The sequence below is a fragment of the Pseudomonas putida genome (assembly GCF_050990305.1).
Lineage (GTDB): Bacteria > Pseudomonadota > Gammaproteobacteria > Pseudomonadales > Pseudomonadaceae > Aquipseudomonas > Aquipseudomonas putida_AH.
Genome location: NZ_CP158817.1, coordinates 4675907 through 4695398 on the forward strand (window position 1 = coordinate 4675907; position 19492 = coordinate 4695398).

Consider the following 19492-nt stretch of genomic DNA (forward strand, 5'->3'; position numbering starts at 1 on the left):
GCGGCAAAGGCGCGATTGTCCGCCAAGCGTCGGGAACAGGTCACGCACTAATTGCTGATAACATGGTTGTCCGAGCGTAAAACATTAGAGACCGTGATGAGCCAACCCTGGAGTCCCGACAGCTGGCGCGCCTTGCCGATCCAGCAACAACCCCAATACCCCGACATGGCGCATTTGCAGCACGTCGAGCAAACACTGGCCAGCTATCCGCCGCTGGTGTTTGCCGGTGAGGCCCGGGAATTGCGCCGTCAGTTTGCCGAAGTAACCCAGGGTCGCGCGTTTCTGTTGCAGGGCGGCGATTGCGCTGAAAGCTTCGCAGAGTTCTCTGCCGCGAAAATACGCGACACCTTCAAAGTACTGCTGCAAATGGCGATCGTCATGACCTTTGCGGCCGCCTGCCCGGTGGTCAAGGTCGGGCGCATGGCCGGGCAGTTCGCCAAGCCCCGCTCGGCCAACGACGAAACCATCGATGGCGTGACCCTGCCGGCCTACCGGGGTGACATCGTCAATGGCATCGGTTTCGACGAAAAAAGCCGCGTACCTGACCCGGAACGCTTGCTGCAGTCCTATCACCAGTCCACCGCCACCCTGAACCTGTTGCGCGCCTTCGCCCAAGGCGGGTTTGCCGACCTGCACCAAGTGCACAAATGGAACCTGGATTTCATCGCCAACTCGGCCCTGGCGGAAAAGTACAGCCACCTGGCCGACCGCATTGATGAAACCCTGGCCTTCATGCGTGCCTGCGGCATGGACAGCTCGCCACAACTGCGCGAAACCAGCTTCTTCACCGCTCACGAAGCGCTGCTGTTGAACTATGAAGAAGCCTTCGTGCGTCGTGACAGCCTGACCAACGATTACTACGATTGCTCGGCGCACATGCTGTGGATCGGCGACCGCACCCGTCAGCTCGACGGTGCCCACGTCGAATTCCTGCGCGGGGTGAACAACCCGATCGGGGTCAAGGTCGGCCCAAGCATGAATACCGACGACCTGATCCGCTTGATTGACATTCTCAACCCGGACAACGATCCGGGTCGCCTGAACCTGATTGCACGCATGGGCGCGAACAAGGTCGGCGATCACCTGCCGCAACTGATCCGCGCCGTGCAACGGGAAGGCAAGCAGGTGTTGTGGAGTTCGGACCCGATGCACGGCAACACCATCAAGGCCAGCAGCGGCTACAAGACCCGGGATTTCGCGCAAATCCTCGGGGAAGTGAAGCAGTTCTTCCAGGTGCACGAAGCCGAGGGCAGTTATGCCGGCGGTATCCATATCGAAATGACCGGGCAGAACGTCACCGAGTGCATCGGCGGTGCACGACCGATCACCGAAGACGGCTTGTCGGATCGCTATCACACCCATTGCGACCCGCGGATGAATGCCGATCAGTCGCTGGAACTGGCGTTTTTGATTGCCGAAACCCTGAAACAAGTCCGGCGATAAGCGATGTAGGAGCTGCCGAAGGCTGCGATCTTTTGATTTTGATTTTTTAAGATCAAAAGATCGCAGCCTTCGGCAGCTCCTACAAGGCGCCAGTTCAGTCGCCATCAGTTTCGGCCAATGCCACCCTCAACTTCACCGCACTCGCCCGCGCACAATTCAACTGCACCCGTTCCAACCCCAGCCAATTGGCCATCCGCCGTAAACTCACCGCCAGCGCCAGCATCCCCTCTTCATCCAGCCCCTGCTCCTCCTCATGCACCGCATGCACTGCCAACTGCCCTGCTGCCCGCTCCGCACGCAGATCAACCCGCGCGGCAATCCGTTCGTTGTGCAAAAACGGCAGGACGTAATAGCCAAAGACCCGCTTGTGCTGTGGCGTATAAATTTCCAGCCGGTAGCGAAAATCGAACAAGCGCTCGGTTCGGCTGCGCTCCCAAATCAGCGAATCGAAAGGAGAAAGCAGTGCACTGGCCTCGACCTTGCGCGGCACTTTCACCTCGGGCAGGCAGTACGCCGGCTGGCGCCAACCCTGAACCTCACAGGTGAGCAACTCGCCCGCCTCGACCAGTTCCTCCAGACGCGGCCGACTGTCGGCGGGGTTCAAGCGGAAGTAGTCGCGCAAGTCTTTCTCGGTGCCAACGCCCAAGGCCGTAGCGGCATGCAGTAACAAACCACGCTGGGCCTCAGCCTCGGGAAGCATCGATTGCGCCAGGATCGCCGAGGGGATCACCCGTTCCGGCAAGTCATAGAGCCGTTCGAACCCGCGTCGTCCGGCAACCGTCACTTCACCGGCGGCAAACAGCCATTCCAACGCATGCTTTTCCGCGCTCCAGTCCCACCAAGGCCCAGCCCGCTCCTGGCGAGTCGACAGACTACCCGCGCCGAGTGCGCCCTGCTCCTCGACACAGGCCAGCACTCGGCGAATGGTGTCCTGTTGCTCACGACCGAAGCGCGCCAGTTGTTGATAAATATCTTCACCCTGCCTCGCCCGTTGCATGCGCCAGCGCATCAGCGGGTACATCGACAAGGGCAACAGCGAAGCCTCATGCCCCCAATATTCGAACAACGTGCGACGCCGGCCCTGACTCCAGGCTGCCTGGTCGAGCAAGTCGGATGAATAGTTGCCGAGGCGGGAAAACAGCGGGAGGTAATGCGAACGCACCACGGCGTTGACAGAGTCGATCTGCAGAATACCCAGCCGTTCGATCAGACGGTTGAGCTGAACCGCTTTGACCTGCGCCGGCGGCTGGCGCCCGTTGAATCCTTGGGCAGCCAGCGCCAGACGCCGAGCCTGTTTGAGGGAAAAGGACTGTGTTGCGGGCATGGGCATCTCCTTGTCTGCTCGCAACCTACCTCACCGAAAGTTGGTTTGTGTAGTTGTGTGTTGCTCATTTGTGCATCGGGTCATTCCAGAAGGGTTTGACCGATTCATGCTCCACGTCTGCACGGCTCATGCCGATGTCCTTCAACGCTTCATCACTCAGGCTCGCCAACAACTCGCGTTCCCGGTGCAGTTCGTACCAGCGGCTGAACTTGTGCAACAGGTCCGATACCAGATGATGAGAGTGTGCTTCTACTGCTGGATGTTCATGTTGACCTTTCATCTTGTTGCCCTCCGTTTGGATGGCTTCAGTCTCTGCCCAGGCCTAAGATCAATCCAACGAATGTTTCTGATGTCACATATCTCGGAGATTGATGAATGTCTGCCTACCCGAGTATCGATACCGAAGTGTTGCGTACCTTCGTCGCCATCGCCGACCAGGGTGGATTTACCCGGGCCGGGGAACAGGTCAACCGAACTCAGTCGGCCGTAAGCATGCAGATGAAGCGGCTGGAGGAAGATGTGTTGCAGCGGCAATTGTTCCAGCGCGACGGCCGGCAGGTGCGGCTGACGGCAGAAGGCCAGGTCTTACTGGGGTACGCCCGGCGCATCCTCAAGCTGCACAGTGAGGTGTTCAACACCCTGCGCGAGCCACACATGGTCGGCATGGTGCGCATCGGTACACCGGACGATTACGTGATGCGTTTTTTGCCGGGGATTCTGCGGCGTTTTGCCCAGTCCTACCCGCTGATCCAGATCGAGGTGCACTGCGAATCATCAAAACAGTTGCTGCTGCGCCAGGATCTGGACCTGACCATTGTCACCCGCGAGCCAGGCAATGAAATCGGTCAGTTGCTGCGCAAGGAGCGTTTTGTCTGGGCCGAGGCACAATGCTATAGCGCTCACGAGCAGACACCCCTGCCATTGGCGATGTTCAACAGCGATTGCTTCTGCCGCTTGTGGGCCTGCAATGCCCTGGACGCCATAGGCCGTGATTATCGCGTGGCCTACAACAGCGACAGTCTATCGGCCATCATGGCGGTGGTCAGTGCCGGCCTGGCGGTGACGGCACAGCTGGAAAGCCTGGTCACAGCCGACATGCGCATCCTCGGTGAAGCAGAAGACCTGCCGGTGTTGCCCGAGGCGAGCATCATGCTGCTGCGCAACCTGCACAACCCGTCACCGATCACCGAATGCCTGGCCGAACACATCATCGAGGGCTTCAAACTTTAAAGGCGAGCATCACCGCGCAGAACACCAGAAAGCCGCAAAACAGCGCACGAAGCATGCGTTCGGGCATGGCGTGGGCGATCTTCACCCCCCAACTGATGCTCATCAGGCCACCGACTGCCAATGGCACGCCGATCATCCAGTCCACCTGATGATGCACGGCATAAGTGACCAAGGTGACGCCGGTGCTCGGCAGGGCCAGCGCCAGCGACAAGCCTTGGGCAACCACCTGGGTGGTGCCGAACAGACTGGTCAACACCGGCGTCGCGACCACCGCTCCGCCCACGCCAAACAGACCGCCCATGGTGCCGGATGCAGCGCCAAGCACCCCGAGCCATGGCCATGAATAGTTCATCTGCGCCGAAGCCGGAGCACTGGCGTAGAACATGCGCACCAGGTTGTAAGCCGACAGCGCGACCAGGAACGCCACGAACCCCAGGCGCATGGTTTGCGCGTCAATGCCTACCGCCCAGATCGAGCCGATCCAGGCAAAGCAGAACCCCATCGACGCCAGCGGCAATGCATGGCGCAACTCAATGCGGTTGCGCTGGTGATAACGCCACAGCGCCAACATTACGTTCGGGACCACCATCACCAGCGCGGTGCCCTGGGCGATTTGTTGATCCAAGCCACAGAGCACGCCCAGCAACGGAATGGCGATCAACCCGCCACCGATGCCGAAGATGCCGCCTAGGGTGCCCAAGGCAGCGCCGAAGACCAGGTACATCAAAAACTCAATCACAGCGATTTTCCCCACTACGTCAGGCCTTTCATCCTACGCAGTTGGTTCTGGCACGGAAACGCACAGCAACGCACAATGGCTATGCCAAACTCGCACAGACAGTGAGCAGACCATGAACCCCAATCAACTGACCGATCAACTGGGCCTGTTTCTGGACGTGCTGGAAACCGGCAGTTTTTCCGCCGCCTCGCGTCGCCATCCGCTGACACCTTCGGCAGTGGCACGACGGATCGATAGCCTGGAAAACGCAGTCGGCAGCCAGTTGTTCATTCGCAGCACCCATGCGGTTCGCGCGACTCCGGCAGGTCTGGCGTTCGCCGAGCGGGCGCGGCGGATCGTCGCCGAACTGCGTCTGGCCAGGGCCGAGGCCGTTTCCCTGAGCAGCGCACCGGAAGGCCTGATACGGATTGATGCGCCGGCGGCGTTCGGTCGACGGCACCTGGCGCCGGTAATTGCCGACTTTCTGATGCTCTACCCCGGCCTCGATGTGCAGCTGCACTTGATCGACAGTTTTGTCGACATGCAAGGCCTGAACTTGGGCAAGGTCGACCTGGTGCTGCGCGCCGGGCAATTGGCCGACACCCGCCTGGTGGCCACACCGCTGGCAAGCATGGTGCGCATCGCCTGCGCCAGTCCCGATTATTTGCAGCGGCGAGGCGTGCCGAATGATCCGACACAACTGGTCGAGCATGACGGTCTGGACTGGGATGGCCTGGCGCCACCGTTCGCCTGGCGATTCGAACGTGAAGGTCAACTGCAACTGCATCGCCCCTCGCGCATGCGAATGAGCGCTAACAATGCCGAAGCGCTGGTCTGCGGCGCGCTGGCTGGCTTAGGCGTCGCGCACTTGCCGACCTGGCTGGCCAGCGAATACCTGTTGCGCGGCGAATTGCTGCCGCTGTTCTGCGAAAACGGGCTGCCCAAACCGGAAAGCGCCGGGATCTATGCCTTGCGCCTGGAACAGCAACCCAATTCTCGCAGCCGTTTATTACTCGAGTACCTGAAAACCCGTTTCAGCCCGATCCCTCCCTGGGATCTGGTGCTACAAACCCAATTGGCTCGCCACTAGTCTAGAATTGCCTGGTGCATTAAAGATTTGCCCGCTAGATTCATGATGTTCACTGATCAAGGTTTCCAAATGACCACCGAGCGCAACACCCCGGACACCTGCGACGACCTGCTGCTGGACAACCAGGCTTGCTTCGCCCTTCACTCCACTTCGCTGATGATGACCAAGGTCTACAAGCCCTTGCTACAGGCGTTGGGCCTGACTTATCCACAGTACCTGGCGATGATGGTGCTGTGGGAACAGGACGGTTTGACCGTTGGTGAAATCAGCGCTCGTTTGTTGACCGATCCTGGCTCGCTCACGCCGTTGCTCAAGCGCCTGGAAGCCGAAGGTTTACTCAGCCGAACCCGCAGCCGTGAAGACGAACGCGTGGTGATCGTCGAACTCACCCAGCAAGGCCGCGCCCTGCGCGACAAGGCGCGAGACATTCCCCAGTGCATTCTTGGCGCCAGCGGCATGACCCTGGAGCGACTGCAAAAGCTGCAAGCGGAGCTGCAAGCGCTGCGGCGGCACCTGCAAGACAGCCTCTGACTCCAATCCACTACAAATCCCCCTGTGGGAGCGAGCAAGCCCGCTCCCACATTTGCTTAGTGTCACTCCGGCAAAATCGTCCTCCCTTCTGAAAAATTTTCTGCAGAAAAAATCCCTCCTCAAAGGCTCTACCTCAGCGTCCCCAACCAAGTCAGTCATGCCAATCATTCGTTGAGCTAGAACTTTTTCAAAATTTTATCTTGCGCGCAAAATATTTGCGCGGTACATTCATCTCGCACTTACTTAGCGCGCAAACATTTAGCGCAAACAAATCAAACCCGAATGAGGCTTTCGCCATGCAAACGCTCTACACCGCAATCGCAACTTCCACCGGTGGCCGTGACGGTCGTGCGATTTCCAGCGACAACATCCTCGACGTCAAACTCGCCACGCCGAAAGAACTGGGCGGTGCTGGCGGTGCGGCAACCAACCCCGAGCAACTGTTCGCAGCCGGCTACTCCGCCTGCTTCATCGGCGCCCTGAAGTTCGTCGCCAGCCAGACCAAACGCAAAATCCCGGACGACGCCTCGATCACCGCTCATGTCGGTATCGGCCAGATTCCTGGTGGTTTCGGTCTGGACATCGACCTGCACATCAGCCTGCCGGGCCTTGAGCAAGCCGATGCCCAAACCCTGGTCGACGCCGCCCACCAGGTCTGCCCGTACTCCAATGCCACCCGTGGCAACGTCGATGTGCGCCTGCACGTGACCGTCTAACCCTGCCAACCACTCAGGCCCGAACAGGAAATGAACATGAACACTTTCAGCAAAGTCTTGACCGGTACCCTTCTCGCCCTGTCCGTCCACAGCGCATTCGCCGGTGACGTTGAACACAACACCCAGGCTTTCCTTGATGTGTTGAATGCCGGCACCGGCAAGCCGATGGAACAGATGACGCCTAAAGATGCCCGCGCCGTACTGGTGGGTGCGCAGGCCGGGGTGAAGTTGACGCTGCCAAAAGCCGACGTCAGCCAGAAGACTATCCAGGTCGATGGCCAGCCGCTGAGCCTGACCATCGTCCGTCCGGCCGGGGTCAAGGGCGAGCTGCCAGTGTTCATGTTCTTCCACGGTGGTGGCTGGGTGTTGGGAGATTTCCCGACCCATGAGCGATTGGTTCGTGATCTGGTAGCCGGTTCAGGGGCGGCAGCGGTGTTCGTCAATTACACACCGTCGCCGGAAGCGCATTACCCGGTGGCGATCAACCAGGCTTACGCCGCGACCCAATGGGTGGCCGAACACGGTAAAGAGATCAACGTTGATGGCAAGCGCCTGGCCGTGGCCGGCAACAGTGTCGGCGGTAACATGGCGGCGGTGGTTGCGCTGATGGCCAAAGACAAAGGCACGCCGGCTATCAAGTTCCAGGTACTGCTGTGGCCGGTGACCGATGCCAACTTCGACACTGGTTCCTACAACCAATATGCCGAGGGGCACTTCCTCACCCGCAACATGATGAAATGGTTCTGGGACAACTACACCACCGACGCCAAGCAGCGTAACGAGATCTACGCCTCACCGCTGCGGGCAACCCCTGCGCAACTCAAGGGCTTGCCACCGGCGTTGGTACAGACTGCCGAAGCCGATGTATTGCGCGATGAAGGTGAAGCCTATGCTCGCAAGCTCGACGAAGCCGGCGTCCCGGTAACCTCGGTTCGCTACAACGGCATGATCCACGACTACGGTTTGCTCAACGTGGTGAGCCAGGTGCCGGCGGTACGTTCGGCGATGCTGCAGGCTTCGCAAGAACTCAAGGAGCACCTGAAATAACACCACCTACCTTGTTGTAGGAGCGAGCCTGCTCGCGATGGTCGTTAACGATAACGCGGGCTATCTGAATATACGCGTTGTCTGGGCGTCCTTCGCGAGCAGGCTCGCTCCTACAGGGATCTGCGTGTTTCGTTCAGGCACAAAAAAGCCCGACTCAATGGTCGGGCTTTTTCATTCCTCAAGCAGTGCTTATTTAGCACGGCCTTTGTAGGAACCGCCTTCGCGGGTATCAATCTCGATCATGTCACCGATATTGATGAAGTCAGCAACCGACAGCTCGGTACCGTTCTTCAGTTTGGCAGGCTTCATCACCTTGCCGGAGGTGTCGCCACGGGCGGAACCTTCGGTGTAGTCAACCTGACGCACGATGGTGGTCGGCAGCTCTACGGAAACCAGACGGCCTTCGAAGAACACGGCTTCGCAAACGTCGGTCATGCCTTCTTCGATGAATGGCAGAACGCTTTCGATGTCTTCGGCGTTCAGCTCGTACATGGTGTAGTCGGTGGTGTCCATGAACGTGTAGGAGTCACCGCTGATGAAGGACAGGGTCGCTTCTTTGCGATCCAGGATCACGTCATCCAGCTTGTCGTCCGCACCGTATACGGTTTCGGTCTTGTAGCCGGTCAGCAGGTTTTTCAGCTTGGTCTTCATGATCGCGCTGTTACGACCGGACTTGGTGAATTCAGCTTTCTGAACCAGCCAAGGATCGTTGTCGATACGGATCACGGTACCGGGTTTGAGTTCTTTACCAGTTTTCATTACGAATATCCGAATTTGGATGGGATTTACAAAAATCTAGGCCGCGTATCATAGCCAATTTACATAAAACTGTACCAGCGCTGCGGCAAGATCGGGCTGCGAGCCCTGTTCCAGACACCACGTCTCGGCGTGTTTTTGCAGTTCTGGCCAATGTTTGCGGGTCGATTGCCAGTAATCGGACATTCTCTCACCGGCGTTCCACGCCCGCCAGAGACCGCTGATCGCCTCGCGCGCAGGCTCTGACAGGCCGTTGACATAAAGCGCGAGAAAGGCCTCCAGTTTGTCCAGATGGATGTCTTCTTCCTGTTGATAAATGTGCCAGAGAAACGGTCGGCCCGCCCACTGGGCGCGGACAAAAGAGTCTTCACCGCGCACGGCGTTGAAATCGCAGCACCACAGCAACCGGTCGTACTGATCCTGTCGGGCGAACGGCAGCACTTGCATCGTCAAGGCGTTGCGTACATGCCGCGCACCGGCGGCCAGCCCACTGACCCCGAACCAACGCTCGACGTCGCCGAGAATCCGCCCTTCCGGCACCAGCAGGTGCGTGGGTGTCGAATCGCTCGCCAATGCGTCCAGCCAGCTGGCCAACCCCGCATTTTCGTAGGCAAACAGTGAAATCAACTGCGCATCCGGCGCGCGATCGATTCCCAGAGCTTGCAGGAATGCTCGCTGAGCGGCGGGATTTTGCTGAAACTGCCTACGGCGCTCCAGCAATCCACTTTCACGCAACAGGCCGCCGGTCCCCTTCTGGAATCCCGGAAAGAAGAAGAACTTCTGCACGTGTTTGTATTTCACCGACGGCAAACCGTGGCAGCCAATCACCCAATCCTCGGCACTCAGGTAATCCAGGTTCATCCACAGCGGCGTTTTTTCCCGCTCGACCATGGCCTCCATGTAGGCATGGGGCAATTGGCAGGCGAACGCGGCAATCACTACGTCTGCGGCTTCGACTGGCTGCCAGTCGGCCGCCCAGTGACGCACCTCGACGCCCTGCTGCCATTGTTGCGGGGTGTGGATATCGATCTCCGGGCACATCCGCTCGAAGGCTCGCAGGTCATCGACCCATAAACGCACCGCCAGCCCATGCTCGGCGACCAATTGCCGGGCCAGACGCCAGGTCACACCGATGTCGCCGAAATTGTCGACCACGGTGCAAAAAATATCCCAGCGCCCGGTTTTTTTCATTTGAGGCAGTACAGGCATTCCAGGCTCCCGTTGGCAAAGGCAGCGATTGTCCGCATAAATTACCCCGTGCAGAAGAGCCGACGGCGATTAATCTTCATGCGACAATCGCCACTCGCCCGCGACCCACCGCCAGGAGGCAGCCATGCCCTATCGTCCCAATCCGCGCCGCCCGCTGCCCATCCAGCTCAACGCCTTGCAACTGACCGGCAGCATTGCCCTCGGTTTGTGGCTGGGGTTCATCGCCATTGCGCTGACCTGCTGGCTCGTCACTCGCCTGTTCTTCAACGAACAATTGGCGCCTGTTGCCACCGCCGTGGAGCAACTGACCAAGCCTGCAGTCGTGACGCAACCGGTGCCGGATACTCCACCGCAGAGCCCATTGTTCGAACAATACGAAGAGAACCTGCGCAAGAACGAGCAGGCACAACGCCTCGATCAGGCACGCAGCAGCAACCGCAATCTGTCGAACCCCAAATGCCAGTTCTGGCTGCAACAGGACCAGACAGCACCGAGCGAAAAAAGCCGCACCAACGTCCTGCAATTCTGCGATTAATCATGAACAAACAGATTGTCCACCAACTGATTCTCGACAAGCTGCGCATCGACCTCGACATTGCCGAGCGCGCAGCCCTGACCGCTTACGAAACTGCCACCCACGAAGAAAACATCGCCGAAAACAAGTACGACACGCTGGGTCTGGAGGCCTCCTATCTGGCAGCCGGACAGGCCAGGCGCGTCGAGGAAATTCGACAGTCACTTGCGCTTTGCCAAAACCTGACGCTGCGTCCTTATGACGAGCGGCGCGGTATTGAAGTCGGCGCACTGCTCGGCCTGGAAGACGAAAAAGGTCGTGAACAGTGGCTGTTCCTGGCGCCGGATGCGGCGGGCCTGAAGGTCGATCTGGTGGGGCAACCGATCACCGTCATCACCCCGCGCTCACCGCTGGGCAAAGGCCTGCTGGGCAAGTTCGAGGGTGATGAGGTGGAGATTCTGGTGGCGGGTGCTCGGCAACAGTTCGCTGTCACCGAGGTGCTCTAGACCGCAGGTTTATCGATCAATGAACCGGTAGTTCGACGCCGTCGAACAGTTCTTCCAGTTCCTGTTTGTTGTGGCACTGAATGGCTTTTGCCATGACTTCGCGGGTCAGGTGCGGCGCGAATTTCTCGATGAAGTCGCACATGAAACCACGCAGGAAAGTGCCGCGACGGAAACCGATCTTGGTCACGCTGGATTCGAACAGTTCGCTGGCATCCAGCACCACCAAGTCATTGTCGAGCTTGGTGTCCACAGCCATTTTCGCCACGATACCTACGCCCAGTCCCAAACGAACATAGGTTTTGATCACGTCGGCGTCGGCGGCGGTAAACACCACCTTCGGCGTCAGACCACGGTGGCTGAAGGCTTCGTCGAGCTTCGAGCGGCCGGTGAAGCCAAACACGTAAGTTACGATCGGATATTCGGCCAAGGCTTCGAGAGTCAGTTTCGACAGTTTGGTCAACGGGTGCCCCTGCGGCACGACCACGCAGCGGTTCCAGCGATAGCACGGCATCATCACCAGATCGCCGAACAGCTCCAGAGCTTCAGTGGCGATGGCGAAATCCACGGTGCCGTCAGCCGCCATTTCGGCGATCTGCATCGGCGAACCCTGGTGCATGTGCAGGGCAACATCCGGGTATTGCTTGATGAAATTGCTGATCACCGGTGGCAATGCATAACGTGCCTGGGTGTGGGTGGTGGCGATCGACAGGGTGCCTTTCTTCTCGTTGGAGAATTCCTGGGCGATCTGCTTGATGCTTTCAACCTTGCGCAGGATTTCGCCTGCGGTGGTGATAATGCGCTCACCGGCCGGGGTGACACGCGTCAGGTGCTTGCCGCTGCGAGCGAAGACCTCGACGCCCAGTTCGTCTTCCAGCAGGCGGATCTGTTTGCTGATGCCCGGTTGCGAGGTGTAAAGGCTTTGGGCTGTAGCGGAAACGTTGAGGTCGTGGTGCGCCACTTCCCAGATGTAGCGCAATTGTTGAAGCTTCATATGAATCCCTCAAAGCAGATAGACGCCACGGGCATCAGCGACGGTATATAACTATATTAATGGCTTGAAGAATAAATCTAGAACTTTTTTATCAGAACGCCACTATTCGTGCTCTAGAGATCCCCTTGGCGACGACGCTGCACCAGCGGCACCAGGTATACCGGCACCTGAGACAGTTGCAACACGCGCGCGGCGGTTCGGCCCAACGGCGTTTCCGCACCAGCACCATGGCTATGACTACCTACGATCAGCAAATCCACGGAGAGTTTCTGCGCCTGCTCGAGAATCACCTGAGACGGATCGCCCTGTAACACCCGCACGGCCTGAATCCGCTCCAGATCCCGCTCACCCTCCCCACCCTCCAGTTCTTCACGAAAACTGTCGAGCACGCGCTGCTCGATACTGGCAATGACGGTGTTCAGCCCCTGACTGTGAAACTCGTTCAGCGCCTGCTCGTCCAGGTAACTCTGAAGCACCGACTCGGCGAATAGCCCCATGGGTTCAACCGCATGCACCACGTACAGGTCGGCATTGAATGTCCGGGCCAATGCCAAGGCGTGCTGCATGACCAACGGTGCGTACAGACCGAGGTCAGTGGCATAGAGCATCGAGCGAATCATATGACCTCCTCGAATGCCAACATGGCGGGGATTGATTCAGCTTAGCAGTGCCTTGAGGAGTACGACGCTCGGTGCAACACGTTGATCGGCGGGCTTAAACCTTTTGCTCGTTGCTTATGCCATGGGGCACATGACCGGTGGCGACGACTTCCCGAGCCAGTTCGCAATGACCGGCCTGATCGTCGAAAAACACATCGGCGGCGAACGCTTCGAGAAATGCAGACTTGGTCAGCCCCCCCAGAAATAGCGACTCGTCCAGCCGGATGTCCCATTCGCGCAAGGTGCGAATCACCCGCTCGTGGGCCGGCGCGGAGCGGGCTGTCACCAGCGCCGTGCGGATCGGGCAGGCATCATCGGGGAATTCGCGCTGCAACAGATTGAGGGCCGCGAGGAAACCCTTGAAAGGTCCGCCACGCAACGGCTCACGGGCCGATTCGCGCTCGCTCGCCTGAAACGCTTCCAGACCACCGGCCTGATAGATGCGCTCCGATTCGTCGGAAAACAGCACCGCATCGCCGTCGAAAGCGATGCGCAATTCATCGCTGGCGGCGCGGCTCGCGCCTCCCGACAAGATGGTCGCCGCCGCAAACCCCGCGTCCAGCGCACTGCGGACGTCTTCGGCATGGGTCGACAGAAACAGGTCGCAGCCAAACGCCTTGAGATACGGATAAGGGCTGCGCCCGCCGACAAACGCCGCGCGGGAAATCGCCAGCCCATAGTGATGGATCGAGTTGAACACCCGCAGGCCCGTGTCGGCGCTGTTGCGCGATACCAGAATCACCTCGACCCGGGCGCGACCGAGGTGAGCATTGAGATTGAGCAGTTTTTGCACCAGAGGGAAGGCATCGCCAGGCTCGAGGATTTCGTCCTCATGCTCGATCTGGTATTGCCGATAGGCTTCGACGCCGCGCGACAGGTAGACCTTATGGCTTTCACTCAAGTCGAACAGCGCACGGGACGAAATCGCCAGCACCAGTTTGTCATCGATGGTTTTTGCCATGCCCTTCCCCCTCAGGTTGATCGCCTTATCGGTTGCGCCGATCGATAAAACCCAGGCTGCGATACAAGGCTTCGATCCGTGGCAATTCGCAGCCGGCAGCCTTTGCCGCTGCCAGAGGTCGGGCGTAGATCGCGTCCAACTCCAGCGGTCGCTTGTGCAGGAAATCGTGGTACATGCTAGGCCAGTAATCAGGCATTTTCTCGGTCACCATGAACAAATGCTCGGCATAGCCCGCCGGCACTTCGTGGCCGCAGGCGATTGCGCCCTGGACGACTTCGGCCATCAGCGCCTTGATCAGCTCACGGCTGTCGGCATCGGCCATCAAGGGCGTGGTGCTCGCCCCCAGCAACACCGACAGGCCGTTGTAGGGGATATTCCAGACCAGTTTTTGCCAACGTGCCTGGTGCAAATTCGCCATGCCCTGGGAGTCGATACCGGCGCTGCGGAACAGCCCGACGCCCTCCTCCACTATCGCGGCGCGCACCGCCCCATCGGCGGCGGGACCGCTGTGATAGCCGACATGCACCGCCCCCAACGCCTGATGGGTCACGACACCCGGCCCTTCGCGATGAACACAGATGTAGCAGAGCCCGCCTAGCACATGCAGCGAATCAGGCAGCAAATCGCGCAGGCTGTCTTCAACGTCCAGACCGTTTTGCAACAGCAACACCTTGGCATTCGGCGCTGCGGCCTGAAGTATGGCCGGGGCCAAGTCTGCATTGCTGGTGGTTTTCGCCCCCACCAACAACCAGTCGCACGGCGGCATGTCTTCGGCCGCCGCATAGGCTTGTACCGGGTTCAACGCCAGTGAGCCGTGTACCGCACTGCGAAGTTGCAGCCCGCGCTCGGCCACTGCGCAAAATTCACTGCGCAACAGAAAGTGCACATCAAAGCCGGCACGCGCCAGCATCAACCCGTAGAACCCACCGATCGCCCCGGTGCCGATAATGCCGATCGTCGGCTTGGCAACTGCCCCCATCATGGCAACTCCTCTGCTGTTCGACTCAACGCCTGATGTATCGCCCGATTGAGTTCGGTGCCGGTCAGGCGCGAATGCAATGTCCCAAAGAACTCGCCGTCGCGCACCACAAACAGCGCCGGCAAATGAAAGACCTGATATCGCTCGACCACCCCGCCATTGTTCCCGGCATCGATCCAGCACAGTCGATCGACAGCCAGGTCAAGCAGCGGCAATTGCTCGCGGGCAAACCGGCAGCTTGAGCAACCGATGCTGGTGAAAATAACCAGCGATACGCCGTTCATTGTCAGTAGCCGTTGGTCGGCGTCGAAATCGGTCAGTTCCAATTCGACCACTATACTGGGGGAAACAATGTCAGATGGCCGACACATGGAGTCCGTGTTCATGGGACGATTCATTCCTCATCCTGACGATGTACCCGTCGAATTAACGCTACATAAGCCCGAGTGTATTTCGCGGCAACAACTGCACACTATCAGCCTCGGGGGCATGGCTTGCAATTATCACCGGGCATGGCGCTACGGCACGGCACTGGAAGTGCGCATGCCCACCCTCAATCCCGATCTTCGCTTCCTGGGTTATGTGGCCTGGTGTCTGCGCCGAAAGCACGGTTATCTGGTTGGCATTGCCTTTGTTGACGAACAAACGTTATTCAGTGCGCGCATGGGCGAGCAGGTGTGCCAGATAGAACGCTACTGTCGACAGCACGACGCTCATGATGATCTGCAGGAAATCCAGGCACTGGCGCTGGAGTGGGTACAGCGGCATGCCGACGAGTTCTCCCACGACACGGTCCACAGGGCATTTGCGCATTCAATGCAGGATTAGGGGTGTTCTGCATGAGTTTCCCCGCCGCGCCCATTGTCGAGCCACGGTGTAACGCGCTAAGGTTCGGCTCCCCGACGCGCTTAATTTGCTGTGCTCCGCCGCGCGGGTTCGCTGGCGGACGGCACCCGTGACCTGACGAGTAAACGATGGCTGATTTACCGATCAACGACCTAAACGTCGCCTCCAACGAGACGCTGATCACTCCCGATCAGCTCAAGCGTGATATTCCTCTGAGCGACGCCGCCCTGCGCACCGTCACCAAGGGCCGCGAAGTCATTCGCAATATTCTTGATGGCACCGACCACCGACTGTTCGTGGTCATCGGGCCTTGCTCGATCCACGACATCAAAGCCGCCCACGAGTACGCCGAGCGCCTGAAGGTCCTCGCCGCGGAAGTGTCCGATACCCTGTATCTGGTCATGCGCGTGTATTTCGAGAAGCCACGCACCACGGTCGGCTGGAAAGGCTTGATCAACGACCCGTACCTGGACGACTCGTTCAAGATTCAGGACGGTCTGCACATCGGTCGCCAGCTGTTGCTGGACCTGGCCGAAATGGGCCTGCCAACCGCCACTGAAGCGCTTGACCCGATCTCGCCGCAGTATTTGCAGGACCTGATCAGTTGGTCGGCTATTGGCGCGCGCACCACCGAATCCCAGACTCACCGTGAAATGGCTTCCGGCCTGTCGTCGGCAGTCGGTTTCAAGAACGGTACCGACGGCGGCCTGACCGTGGCGATCAACGCCCTGCAATCGGTCTCCAGCCCTCACCGCTTCCTGGGCATCAACCAGGAAGGCGGCGTCTCGATCGTCACCACCAAGGGCAATGCCTACGGCCACGTGGTACTGCGCGGTGGCAACGGCAAGCCGAACTACGACTCGGTCAGCGTCGCGCTCTGCGAGCAAGCGCTGAACAAGGCGAAAATCAAGCCGAACATCATGGTCGACTGCAGCCACGCCAACTCCAACAAGGATCCGGCCCTGCAACCGCTGGTGATGGAGAACGTCGCCAACCAGATCCTCGAGGGCAACCAGTCGATCATCGGCCTGATGGTCGAAAGCCACCTGAACTGGGGTTGCCAGGCCATTCCAAAGGACCTCGCCGACCTGCAATACGGTGTATCGATCACCGATGCCTGCATCGACTGGACGGCGACCGAGAACACCTTGCGCAGCATGCATGCCAAGCTCAAGGATGTACTGCCTAAACGTGATCGCAGCTGATCGCTTTTTTAGCGCATAAAAAAACGCCGGGCTGAGCCCGGCGTTTTTTTATGTATTCGATTTGCTGAAGGTCACTGACTCAGCTTGGCCGCATGCCGCTGATGACGCTCCATGTAGCGCTCGACATAGGAGCACGATGGGATGACTGTGTAGCCCATCTCCTCGGCGTATTCCAGCGCCTTCTCGGTCAGCGCCGCAGCTATGCCACGACCGCGCAATGCGTTGGGCACGAACGTGCGATAGATATCCAGGGTCTGTTTCCCCAGATCCATATATGTCAGGTAGGCACGATGACCGTCCACATTGGTCTCGAACTGATGACCAGCCTGGTCATGGTGGATGGACAACGCCTCGCTCATCACTACTCCTCGCGGGTCTTGAATTCCGACCCCTACCTTACCGATGTTTTTCCGGCGAAGGAACATCTACGCCACCCCGTGCCTGAAAGGACACCGAGAAGAGCTACACCGACTCGCGCAATCGTGCACGTACAAATAGTAGGCACCATTGGCAAAAATGCTCAAGGTGCGCTCGTCATCATGCAGGTTGGTGGGTGCTGCCCCGGGTTACGCAGGTACGGCTCGACCGAAGCGCCCCAACGGTCGGTAGCCTGAACATTGCCGGATGTTGAGACTTGAGACGAACGCCCGTTGTTAAAGTCACCAGAACATAGAGAAAGATATGAGAGGCGCCGCGCAAAATCCGAACAAAAGTGTAGACGAATCCATCTAGACACACTTTAGCCAAGGCGGGAAAAAGTGCTATTTGCACAGGGAACTTTTCCTCGCCGGCTCGCTCATCTCGGGCTTCCTAGCTGGATATTTTTTAAACAGTGCAGTTAAAAGTTGCTCGAAAAAGAATCAACGCCTACAATTTTTTTTGCTTCTTGCTTTACGTCAGTTTACTTACGACAAGTAATGGGTAGTATGTACGCCGGCTATTTCCTCAATCGGAGGAGACAGCTACTTAATAGAAAGTCCTTGAAGGGGAACACGATGAACAACGTTCTGAAATTCTCTGCTCTGGCTCTGGCCGCAGTTCTGGCTACCGGTTGCAGCAGCGCATCGAAAGAAACCGAAGCACGTCTGACTGCTACTGAAGACGCAGCAGCTCGCGCCCAAGCTCGTGCAGACGAAGCTTACCGTAAAGCTGATGAAGCTCTGGCTGCTGCTCAAAAAGCACAACAGACTGCTGACGAAGCTAACGAGCGTGCTCTGCGCATGCTGGAAAAAGCTAGCCGCAAGTAATAATCCCTCGGGATTATTATCAAGCCGACCCATTTTTTGGGTCGGCTTTTTTATTGCCTGCCCTTTCGTGCAGGCACAAAAAAACCCGCCGACGCGACCAGCACCGGCAGGTTCTTTTCAAGGGTTACTGCAAAGGATCGAGTGGCGCGCTGCTCACCATCGGAGCGGCCGTGTTCGGCACGGCGATTTCCACCGGCAGGCCGTCTTCAGCGGCAACTACATCACGCACCACATCCCAGTTCATCCGCAGATTGTTGGTGATGTCTTCACGCTTGAGCATCGCGTTGATCACGGCGGTGTGTTTGTCCACCACCGACGGATTGCCCTTGTCGTCCAGTGGTGTGTGCGCTTCCAGGTAAACCTTGCCACCACTCACACCGAACTTGTACGGGTCGTTGATGATACGCACCGACGTACCGACCGGTACCATGCCCGCCATCTCCAGCACGTTGTTGTTGAACATGCGGAAGCAACCGTGGCTGGTACGCATGCCGATGCCGAACTTCTTGTTCGAACCGTGGATCAGGTAGCCAGGGGTGCCCAAAGTGAATTTAAACGGCCCCAGCGGGTTATCCGGGCCTGCCGGCACCACGTTGGGCAGCGGATCACCGTCAGCGGCGTGCTCGGCCTTGATCGACGCTGGAGGAGTCCAGGTCGGGTTCGGCGTTTTCGCGGTGATGCTGGTGTGGGCAATCGGGGAGCCCCAGCCTTCACGGCCGATACCCAGCGGGAAGGTGTACACCACGTTCTTGCCTTTCGGGTAATAGTAAAGGCGGTATTCGGCCAGGTTAATGACGATGCCTTCACGAGGCCCTGGTGGCAGGATGAAACGGGTCGGCAGCACGATCTCGGTGCCAGCGCCCGGCAACCAGGCATCGACGCCCGGGTTGGCCGCGACCATTTCCGAGTAGCCCAGATCGTAGGCGGTGCCCAAGTCGGCGAAAGTATCTTCGTACTTGGCCTTGATCACCTGCACCTGGCCGATGATGTCTTCACCAGGCGGTGGCAGGGGAAACTCCAATGCAGCAACGGGACCGGCCACACACAGGGCGGCAAGAGACAGGCAGCGGGTGACGGCAGGAAAGCGCGGCAACATCCGGAAAATCCTTCGCATGATCAACAGAGATATAAGAAGGGGATTGTACACCGCCGCCCGTTATTTCGGGGAGCTAGCCGATAGCTTGCTATCTTTGATGGTTCAAAGCTCGAACCGCAGCTCCGGCCAGATCGGCGAAGTACCGCGTTTTTGCGACTCCAGAATGGCCCGGCACAACGAGCACAGCCGCTGATCTTGAAACACTTTGCGATCGACGCTCGACCAGCGTGGCTGCGCCGGCAGCAGACCGCCGCACAAGGTCCGGTCCGCCGAGCCGCCCAACTCCAGCTGGCGGGTCACCAGATGCACCCGCACTTCCTGGCAGGCGAACAGATCCAGCTGTTCGTCAGGCTCGATCAGTTGATAGGCAAATAGTGACCAGGCGGGACGCGGCATCGGGGGCTCCAAATCGGGGGCGCCACCT

The 19492-nt window shown here is 58.8% G+C and carries 24 protein-coding genes; 11 read left to right on the top strand and 13 right to left on the bottom strand.

What is annotated here, in order from left to right:
- Positions 1 to 96: 96 nt before the first annotated feature.
- Complete coding sequence (locus ABTV22_RS20900) at positions 97 to 1443, top strand: class II 3-deoxy-7-phosphoheptulonate synthase (RefSeq protein ID WP_433736383.1); 1347 nt, start codon at positions 97 to 99, stop codon at positions 1441 to 1443.
- A 94-nt stretch (positions 1444 to 1537) separates the two neighbouring features.
- Here ABTV22_RS20900 and ABTV22_RS20905 read toward each other — a convergent pair whose 3' ends face one another.
- Both ABTV22_RS20905 and ABTV22_RS20910 read right to left on the bottom strand, forming a co-directional pair.
- Positions 1538 to 2767, bottom strand: coding sequence for a winged helix-turn-helix domain-containing protein (locus ABTV22_RS20905; RefSeq protein WP_433736384.1), 1230 nt, complete (start codon positions 2765 to 2767; stop codon positions 1538 to 1540).
- Positions 2768 to 2831: 64 nt separating this feature from the next.
- Positions 2832 to 3047 carry a DUF1127 domain-containing protein gene (locus ABTV22_RS20910; RefSeq protein ID WP_433736385.1) on the bottom strand — a complete coding sequence of 72 codons (216 nt, stop codon included), beginning with the start codon at positions 3045 to 3047 and terminating at the stop codon, positions 2832 to 2834.
- A 95-nt stretch (positions 3048 to 3142) separates the two neighbouring features.
- On the opposite strand from ABTV22_RS20910, the gene ABTV22_RS20915 reads away from it, so the two are divergent.
- A complete protein-coding gene (locus ABTV22_RS20915) occupies positions 3143 to 3997 on the top strand; it encodes a LysR substrate-binding domain-containing protein (RefSeq protein ID WP_433736386.1) in 855 nt (284 codons plus the stop codon).
- Here ABTV22_RS20915 and ABTV22_RS20920 read toward each other — a convergent pair.
- Positions 3987 to 4736 carry a sulfite exporter TauE/SafE family protein gene (locus ABTV22_RS20920; RefSeq protein ID WP_433736387.1) on the bottom strand — a complete coding sequence of 250 codons (750 nt, stop codon included), beginning with the start codon at positions 4734 to 4736 and terminating at the stop codon, positions 3987 to 3989. The genes ABTV22_RS20915 and ABTV22_RS20920 overlap by 11 nt on opposite strands.
- Positions 4737 to 4848: 112 nt before the next feature.
- Here ABTV22_RS20920 and ABTV22_RS20925 point away from each other — a divergent pair, with 112 nt between their 5' ends.
- From ABTV22_RS20925 to ABTV22_RS20940, 4 genes are all read left to right on the top strand, one after another.
- A complete protein-coding gene (locus ABTV22_RS20925; RefSeq protein WP_433736388.1) occupies positions 4849 to 5805 on the top strand; it encodes a LysR family transcriptional regulator in 957 nt (318 codons plus the stop codon).
- A 69-nt stretch (positions 5806 to 5874) separates the two neighbouring features.
- Entirely contained in the window at positions 5875 to 6336 is a 462-nt protein-coding gene (locus tag ABTV22_RS20930) for a MarR family winged helix-turn-helix transcriptional regulator (protein WP_433736389.1), read from the top strand.
- A gap of 296 nt (positions 6337 to 6632) precedes the next feature.
- Positions 6633 to 7052, top strand: a complete 420-nt coding sequence (locus tag ABTV22_RS20935) for an organic hydroperoxide resistance protein (RefSeq protein WP_027613448.1) — start codon at positions 6633 to 6635, stop codon at positions 7050 to 7052.
- 36 nt (positions 7053 to 7088) lie between these two features.
- Positions 7089 to 8099: an alpha/beta hydrolase fold domain-containing protein gene (locus tag ABTV22_RS20940; protein ID WP_433736390.1), complete on the top strand. Its 1011-nt coding sequence runs from the start codon at positions 7089 to 7091 to the stop codon at positions 8097 to 8099.
- Positions 8100 to 8288: 189 nt separating this feature from the next.
- Here ABTV22_RS20940 and ABTV22_RS20945 read toward each other — a convergent pair whose 3' ends face one another.
- Both ABTV22_RS20945 and earP read right to left on the bottom strand, forming a co-directional pair.
- A complete protein-coding gene (locus ABTV22_RS20945; protein ID WP_137806769.1) occupies positions 8289 to 8858 on the bottom strand; it encodes an elongation factor P in 570 nt (189 codons plus the stop codon).
- Between the two features lie 48 nt (positions 8859 to 8906).
- Positions 8907 to 10064 carry an elongation factor P maturation arginine rhamnosyltransferase EarP gene (earP, locus tag ABTV22_RS20950; protein ID WP_433736391.1) on the bottom strand — a complete coding sequence of 386 codons (1158 nt, stop codon included), beginning with the start codon at positions 10062 to 10064 and terminating at the stop codon, positions 8907 to 8909.
- Positions 10065 to 10188: 124 nt separating this feature from the next.
- Between earP and ABTV22_RS20955 the strand changes: the two genes are divergently transcribed.
- Both ABTV22_RS20955 and ABTV22_RS20960 read left to right on the top strand, forming a co-directional pair.
- Positions 10189 to 10599 carry a hypothetical protein gene (locus ABTV22_RS20955; RefSeq protein WP_433736392.1) on the top strand — a complete coding sequence of 137 codons (411 nt, stop codon included), beginning with the start codon at positions 10189 to 10191 and terminating at the stop codon, positions 10597 to 10599.
- Between the two features lie 2 nt (positions 10600 to 10601).
- Positions 10602 to 11084, top strand: coding sequence for a GreA/GreB family elongation factor (locus ABTV22_RS20960; protein WP_433736393.1), 483 nt, complete (start codon positions 10602 to 10604; stop codon positions 11082 to 11084).
- Positions 11085 to 11100: 16 nt separating this feature from the next.
- Here the strand turns inward: ABTV22_RS20960 and cysB are convergent, their stop codons facing one another.
- The 5 genes from cysB to ABTV22_RS20985 form a co-directional block, all read right to left on the bottom strand.
- Positions 11101 to 12075 (bottom strand): HTH-type transcriptional regulator CysB, encoded by a 975-nt coding sequence (gene cysB, locus ABTV22_RS20965; RefSeq protein WP_008057010.1) that lies wholly within the window; start codon positions 12073 to 12075, stop codon positions 11101 to 11103.
- Between the two features lie 113 nt (positions 12076 to 12188).
- A complete protein-coding gene (locus ABTV22_RS20970; protein WP_433736394.1) occupies positions 12189 to 12695 on the bottom strand; it encodes a universal stress protein in 507 nt (168 codons plus the stop codon).
- 94 nt (positions 12696 to 12789) lie between these two features.
- The gene (locus ABTV22_RS20975) at positions 12790 to 13695 is read right to left on the bottom strand and encodes a 5'-nucleotidase (protein ID WP_433736395.1); all 906 of its coding nucleotides are present in this window, start codon (positions 13693 to 13695) and stop codon (positions 12790 to 12792) included.
- Between the two features lie 25 nt (positions 13696 to 13720).
- Positions 13721 to 14677 carry a putative 2-dehydropantoate 2-reductase gene (locus ABTV22_RS20980; RefSeq protein ID WP_433736396.1) on the bottom strand — a complete coding sequence of 319 codons (957 nt, stop codon included), beginning with the start codon at positions 14675 to 14677 and terminating at the stop codon, positions 13721 to 13723.
- Positions 14674 to 15060: a thioredoxin family protein gene (locus ABTV22_RS20985; protein ID WP_433736397.1), complete on the bottom strand. Its 387-nt coding sequence runs from the start codon at positions 15058 to 15060 to the stop codon at positions 14674 to 14676. The genes ABTV22_RS20980 and ABTV22_RS20985 overlap by 4 nt, the downstream gene beginning before the upstream one ends.
- On the opposite strand from ABTV22_RS20985, the gene ABTV22_RS20990 reads away from it, so the two are divergent.
- Positions 15059 to 15502 (top strand): PilZ domain-containing protein, encoded by a 444-nt coding sequence (locus tag ABTV22_RS20990; RefSeq protein ID WP_433736398.1) that lies wholly within the window; start codon positions 15059 to 15061, stop codon positions 15500 to 15502. The two genes, ABTV22_RS20985 and ABTV22_RS20990, sit on opposite strands and share 2 nt — an antisense overlap.
- A 146-nt stretch (positions 15503 to 15648) precedes the next feature.
- Positions 15649 to 16725, top strand: a complete 1077-nt coding sequence (locus tag ABTV22_RS20995) for a 3-deoxy-7-phosphoheptulonate synthase (protein WP_008009435.1) — start codon at positions 15649 to 15651, stop codon at positions 16723 to 16725.
- Between the two features lie 71 nt (positions 16726 to 16796).
- On the opposite strand, the gene ABTV22_RS21000 is transcribed toward ABTV22_RS20995, so the two are convergent.
- A complete protein-coding gene (locus ABTV22_RS21000; protein ID WP_008057026.1) occupies positions 16797 to 17084 on the bottom strand; it encodes a GNAT family N-acetyltransferase in 288 nt (95 codons plus the stop codon).
- Between the two features lie 636 nt (positions 17085 to 17720).
- Here ABTV22_RS21000 and oprI point away from each other — a divergent pair.
- Positions 17721 to 17972, top strand: coding sequence for an outer membrane lipoprotei OprI (gene oprI / locus ABTV22_RS21005; RefSeq protein WP_011335311.1), 252 nt, complete (start codon positions 17721 to 17723; stop codon positions 17970 to 17972).
- Between the two features lie 124 nt (positions 17973 to 18096).
- Here oprI and ABTV22_RS21010 read toward each other — a convergent pair whose 3' ends face one another.
- A complete protein-coding gene (locus tag ABTV22_RS21010) occupies positions 18097 to 19068 on the bottom strand; it encodes a L,D-transpeptidase family protein (protein WP_433736399.1) in 972 nt (323 codons plus the stop codon).
- 102 nt (positions 19069 to 19170) lie between these two features.
- Positions 19171 to 19464, bottom strand: a complete 294-nt coding sequence (locus ABTV22_RS21015) for a hypothetical protein (protein WP_433736400.1) — start codon at positions 19462 to 19464, stop codon at positions 19171 to 19173.
- Between the last annotated feature and the right edge of the window lie 28 nt (positions 19465 to 19492).

Bases quoted from the DNA above. Each gene is read 5' to 3' on its own strand.
- ABTV22_RS20900 (WP_433736383.1), top strand. From the start codon at position 97: ATGAGCCAACCCTGGAGTCCCGACAGCTGGCGCGCCTTGCCGATCCAG.
- ABTV22_RS20905 (WP_433736384.1), bottom strand. From the start codon at position 2,767: ATGCCCGCAACACAGTCCTTTTCCCTCAAACAGGCTCGGCGTCTGGCG.
- ABTV22_RS20910 (WP_433736385.1), bottom strand. From the start codon at position 3,047: ATGAAAGGTCAACATGAACATCCAGCAGTAGAAGCACACTCTCATCAT.
- ABTV22_RS20915 (WP_433736386.1), top strand. From the start codon at position 3,143: ATGTCTGCCTACCCGAGTATCGATACCGAAGTGTTGCGTACCTTCGTC.
- ABTV22_RS20925 (WP_433736388.1), top strand. From the start codon at position 4,849: ATGAACCCCAATCAACTGACCGATCAACTGGGCCTGTTTCTGGACGTG.
- ABTV22_RS20930 (WP_433736389.1), top strand. From the start codon at position 5,875: ATGACCACCGAGCGCAACACCCCGGACACCTGCGACGACCTGCTGCTG.
- ABTV22_RS20935 (WP_027613448.1), top strand. From the start codon at position 6,633: ATGCAAACGCTCTACACCGCAATCGCAACTTCCACCGGTGGCCGTGAC.
- ABTV22_RS20940 (WP_433736390.1), top strand. From the start codon at position 7,089: ATGAACACTTTCAGCAAAGTCTTGACCGGTACCCTTCTCGCCCTGTCC.
- ABTV22_RS20945 (WP_137806769.1), bottom strand. From the start codon at position 8,858: ATGAAAACTGGTAAAGAACTCAAACCCGGTACCGTGATCCGTATCGAC.
- earP (WP_433736391.1), bottom strand. From the start codon at position 10,064: ATGCCTGTACTGCCTCAAATGAAAAAAACCGGGCGCTGGGATATTTTT.
- ABTV22_RS20955 (WP_433736392.1), top strand. From the start codon at position 10,189: ATGCCCTATCGTCCCAATCCGCGCCGCCCGCTGCCCATCCAGCTCAAC.
- ABTV22_RS20960 (WP_433736393.1), top strand. From the start codon at position 10,602: ATGAACAAACAGATTGTCCACCAACTGATTCTCGACAAGCTGCGCATC.
- cysB (WP_008057010.1), bottom strand. From the start codon at position 12,075: ATGAAGCTTCAACAATTGCGCTACATCTGGGAAGTGGCGCACCACGAC.
- ABTV22_RS20970 (WP_433736394.1), bottom strand. From the start codon at position 12,695: ATGATTCGCTCGATGCTCTATGCCACTGACCTCGGTCTGTACGCACCG.
- ABTV22_RS20975 (WP_433736395.1), bottom strand. From the start codon at position 13,695: ATGGCAAAAACCATCGATGACAAACTGGTGCTGGCGATTTCGTCCCGT.
- ABTV22_RS20980 (WP_433736396.1), bottom strand. From the start codon at position 14,677: ATGATGGGGGCAGTTGCCAAGCCGACGATCGGCATTATCGGCACCGGG.
- ABTV22_RS20990 (WP_433736398.1), top strand. From the start codon at position 15,059: ATGGGACGATTCATTCCTCATCCTGACGATGTACCCGTCGAATTAACG.
- ABTV22_RS20985 (WP_433736397.1), bottom strand. From the start codon at position 15,060: ATGAACACGGACTCCATGTGTCGGCCATCTGACATTGTTTCCCCCAGT.
- ABTV22_RS20995 (WP_008009435.1), top strand. From the start codon at position 15,649: ATGGCTGATTTACCGATCAACGACCTAAACGTCGCCTCCAACGAGACG.
- ABTV22_RS21000 (WP_008057026.1), bottom strand. From the start codon at position 17,084: ATGAGCGAGGCGTTGTCCATCCACCATGACCAGGCTGGTCATCAGTTC.
- oprI (WP_011335311.1), top strand. From the start codon at position 17,721: ATGAACAACGTTCTGAAATTCTCTGCTCTGGCTCTGGCCGCAGTTCTG.
- ABTV22_RS21010 (WP_433736399.1), bottom strand. From the start codon at position 19,068: ATGTTGCCGCGCTTTCCTGCCGTCACCCGCTGCCTGTCTCTTGCCGCC.
- ABTV22_RS21015 (WP_433736400.1), bottom strand. From the start codon at position 19,464: ATGCCGCGTCCCGCCTGGTCACTATTTGCCTATCAACTGATCGAGCCT.